General features: G+C 64.6%; 4 protein-coding genes and 2 pseudogenes. 4 read left to right on the forward strand and 2 right to left on the reverse strand.

The genetic code is table 11. The features are described 5' to 3' along the window. The 4 genes and pseudogenes from EOD15_RS31340 to EOD15_RS31355 all read left to right on the forward strand — a co-directional run. Window positions 1-518, forward strand: a pseudogene (locus EOD15_RS31340) (serine/threonine protein phosphatase); the annotation flags it as partial. Further along, entirely contained in the window at window positions 515-958 is a 444-nt protein-coding gene (locus EOD15_RS31345; protein WP_127322958.1) for a hypothetical protein, read from the forward strand. The pseudogene EOD15_RS31340 and the gene EOD15_RS31345, both read left to right, overlap by 4 nt. After that, window positions 955-1,617, forward strand: coding sequence for a lysophospholipid acyltransferase family protein (locus EOD15_RS31350; protein WP_127267052.1), 663 nt, complete (start codon window positions 955-957; stop codon window positions 1,615-1,617). Before EOD15_RS31345 ends, EOD15_RS31350 begins: the two co-directional genes overlap by 4 nt. After that, window positions 1,617-2,552, forward strand: a complete 936-nt coding sequence (locus EOD15_RS31355) for a phosphatidate cytidylyltransferase (RefSeq protein ID WP_127322957.1) — start codon at window positions 1,617-1,619, stop codon at window positions 2,550-2,552. Before EOD15_RS31350 ends, EOD15_RS31355 begins: the two co-directional genes overlap by 1 nt. A 42-nt stretch (window positions 2,553-2,594) precedes the next feature. Here the strand turns inward: EOD15_RS31355 and EOD15_RS31360 are convergent. Continuing rightward, window positions 2,595-2,720: pseudogene (locus tag EOD15_RS31360) on the reverse strand (iron chelate uptake ABC transporter family permease subunit); the annotation flags it as partial. Window positions 2,721-2,752: 32 nt separating this feature from the next. After that, window positions 2,753-3,268 (reverse strand): ATP-binding cassette domain-containing protein (locus EOD15_RS35590; RefSeq protein ID WP_148129727.1); only part of this gene is annotated, 516 nt, incomplete at its 5' end.

Consider the following 3,268-nt stretch of genomic DNA (forward strand, 5'->3'; position numbering starts at 1 on the left):
ATGCAGGAGCAGGCGAAAAAGTGTTCCAGAAATCCGCCGATGGCAGCATCACGCTCGCAAGCCGTGTCCTGCTCTTGCCTTACCGTCTCGGCGCCAGGGCCAACATATGGGCCTGGACGCGCAAACTTGCTCCCCAGCTGGCGATTGCCGACGGCGTCTTTCTCGGGCGCTTTCCCACGGCACGCGAGGCCAGCAGCTTCGGCACGGTCATCGACCTCGCCGCCGAACTTGAAAGGCCGACGGCAGCCGATTGCCGCTGGATCAGCTTTCCGATGGTCGACCTGTTGCCGCCGCCAGTGGCGATACGGCAACAGGCAGCCGGCGCGCTGGAGAGCGCGCGCCGCGACGGCACCGTGCTGGTGTGCTGCGCGCTCGGCTTCCAGCGCAGCGCCGGCGTCGTCGCCGAATGGCTGGTGGCGACCGGCAGGGCCAAGACGCCGGCGCTTGCCCGCGAAATGCTCGCGGCCCTCGGCCGGCCGGTTCATCTTGCCGAGGCCATAGAGCGCGCGGCGTCATGACCGGCAATGCCTACCAGGACCGCACCGACCGCTTCGCCGGCATGCTGATGCGGCAGGCAGCGTGGCCGGCCGCAATCGTGATGGCGGCAAATATCCTTGCGCCGCTGGCTGCCTCGACGCGCGGCGGCTTCGAGACTTTGCCGGCGGCCGTTGCGCTGTCGATCACAGCCGCGAGCGCTGTCGCCGTTCTGGCGCTGTCGGCATTGCTGGCATTCGACGCCCTGTTGTTCCGGGTCATGGCTGGCCATGATGACGAAGCTTCCGGCGGTGCCGCGGTGGACGACATGCTGGCGCGCATGCGCCTGAAAACGGCCCCGCCCGCGACACGCTCGCTCGATGACCGCATTGCTGGCACGCGTCGCCTACTGTTCAAGCAGCGCGCCGCCCTGGCTCTGTTTGCCGCAGCACTTCTGGCGTCAGGGTTTTGGGCGCCGCGATGAACAGGCTTTCGCTCAAGACCTTCACCTTGCTGCAGACGGTAACCTCCGTCGGCCTCTCGGCGCTGGCCCGGATGGTGACGGGCGTGCGTCCGATCTGGAACGGCAGCCTGCCCTCCGACCGCCAGCGCATCTATTTCGCCAACCACACCAGCCATGGCGACTTTATCCTGCTGTCGGCCTGTCTCAGCGAAAGCGAGCGCGCGATCACCCATGCTGTTGCCGCAGGCGAATATTGGGGGAAGTCGCGGCTGCGCCGCTTCATCGCGCAGGACATGCTGTCGTCGGTGCTCATCAACCGGCAGTGGACGAGACCTGAGGAAAACCCGATCGAGATCATGCTGTCGGTTCTCGACCAGGGCCACTCGCTGATCCTGTTTCCCGAAGGCACACGCAACATGACCGAAGAGCCGCTGCTGGCATTCCGCTCCGGGCTCTACAATCTGTCGACGGCGCGGCCTCAGGTCGAGCTGATCCCGTGCTGGATCGAGAACATGTCGCGCGTGCTGCCCAAGGGCCAGTTCCTGCCGGTGCCGCTGCTGTGCCGCGTCGTCTTCGGCGCGCCGGTGGCGATCGGTCCGGGGGAAGAACGCCGCGCCTTCCTCGAACGCGCCCACGCCGCGCTTCTGGCGCTCAACCCGCGTCCGGAGCGAGACGATTGATGCGCCACGAAATCTCCATCCTGATCATCGGCCTGCTGGCGGTTTTGACCACCGCCAGCGTCGTCGCCACCATACTTTCGGCGCGAGCGCCTAAGCCGCTCAGTTCGACGCTGGTCAACCTCACCCAGCGCATCAACGCCTGGTGGGTGATGGTGGCGCTGATGACGGTCGCCTTCTTCTTCGGCCGCTACGGCATGACTATCCTGTTTGCGCTGATCTCCTTCGCGGCGCTGCGCGAATTCGTGACGCTGACGCACACCCGCCGCAGCGACCATTGGGTGCTGCTTGGCATGTTCGGCATCATCATACCGTTTCAATATTGGCTGGTGTGGACCGCCTGGTACGGGCTCTTCGTCATCTTCATTCCGGTCTATTGCTTCCTGCTGATGCCGGCCATCACGGCGCTGCATGGCGACACCGAACGCTTCCTCGAGCGGATCGCCGCGCAGCAATGGGCGGTGATGATCTCGGTCTATTGCGTCAGCCATGTCCCTGCCCTGCTGACACTCGAGGTGCCGGGCTTCGAAGGCCGCACCCTGCTGCTGATCGCGTTCCTGATCATCGTCGTGCAAGGCAGCGACGTGCTGCAATACATCTTCGGCAAGCTGTTTGGAAAACACCGTTTTTCGCCGAACGTCTCGCCGTCGAAAACCTGGGAAGGGCTGATCGGCGGACTGGTGTCGGCGAGCCTGCTCGGCGCGCTGCTATCGTTCGTGACACCCTTCTCGCCGCTGCAGGCAGCAGCCGTGGCCTTCGTCGCCTGCTCGATGGGATTTCTCGGCGGGCTGGTCGCCTCGGCCATCAAGCGCGATCAGGGCGTCAAGGACTGGGGCCATCTGATCGAAGGCCATGGCGGCATGATGGACCGCACCGACAGCCTGGTCTTCGCCGCCCCGGTGTTCTTCCACATCGTGCGCTATTTCTGGACGGTCTGAGCCGGCGGCCTGTTGCAAGAGCGGTTCATTGGCGCGCTCAGAGCTGTGGATCAGCATGGTGACGACGAAGAACGCACCGACGGAGCTGGTGATGATGCCGATCGGCAGCTCCTGCGGCAGCAGCAGCGTTCGGGCCAGAAGATCGCTGGCCAGCAACAGCACCGCGCCGGGTCAGTTTGGAAGCCGTTTGACACCCTTTTTTATACGCCGAGATAGCGGTCCTGAATTTCTGGCGTCAGCGCCTCGGGCGTGCCTTCGAAGACGGTCATGCCCTTTTCCAGAACGAAGCAGCGGTCGGCCACAGGTAGAAGCTCGGCAAGCGTCTTGTCGACGATAAGGATCGACTGTCCGCTCGACTTGAGCTTGCGGATTGCTGCCCAGATGTCCTGGCGGATCACAGGTGCCAGACCCTCGGTCGCCTCGTCCAGAATGAGCAGGCTCGGATTGGTCATCAACGCGCGGCCGATGGCTACCATCTGCTGCTCGCCGCCCGACAGTGTACCGGCATATTGGTCGCGGCGTTCGCCGAGACGCGGAAACAGCTCGACAACTTTTTCCAATGTCCACGCGCTGCCGCGTGCTGCGGCCAGCAGGTTCTCCAGTACGGTCAGATTGGGAAAGCAGCGCCTTCCCTCCGGCACCAGACCCAGGCCAAGGCGCGCGATGCGGTGCGGGCGCATGCCGGCGACTTGGCGGCCGCCAAAGCTGATCGAGCC

Source organism: Mesorhizobium sp. M7A.T.Ca.US.000.02.2.1 (genome assembly GCF_003996995.1).
Classification (GTDB): domain Bacteria; phylum Pseudomonadota; class Alphaproteobacteria; order Rhizobiales; family Rhizobiaceae; genus Mesorhizobium.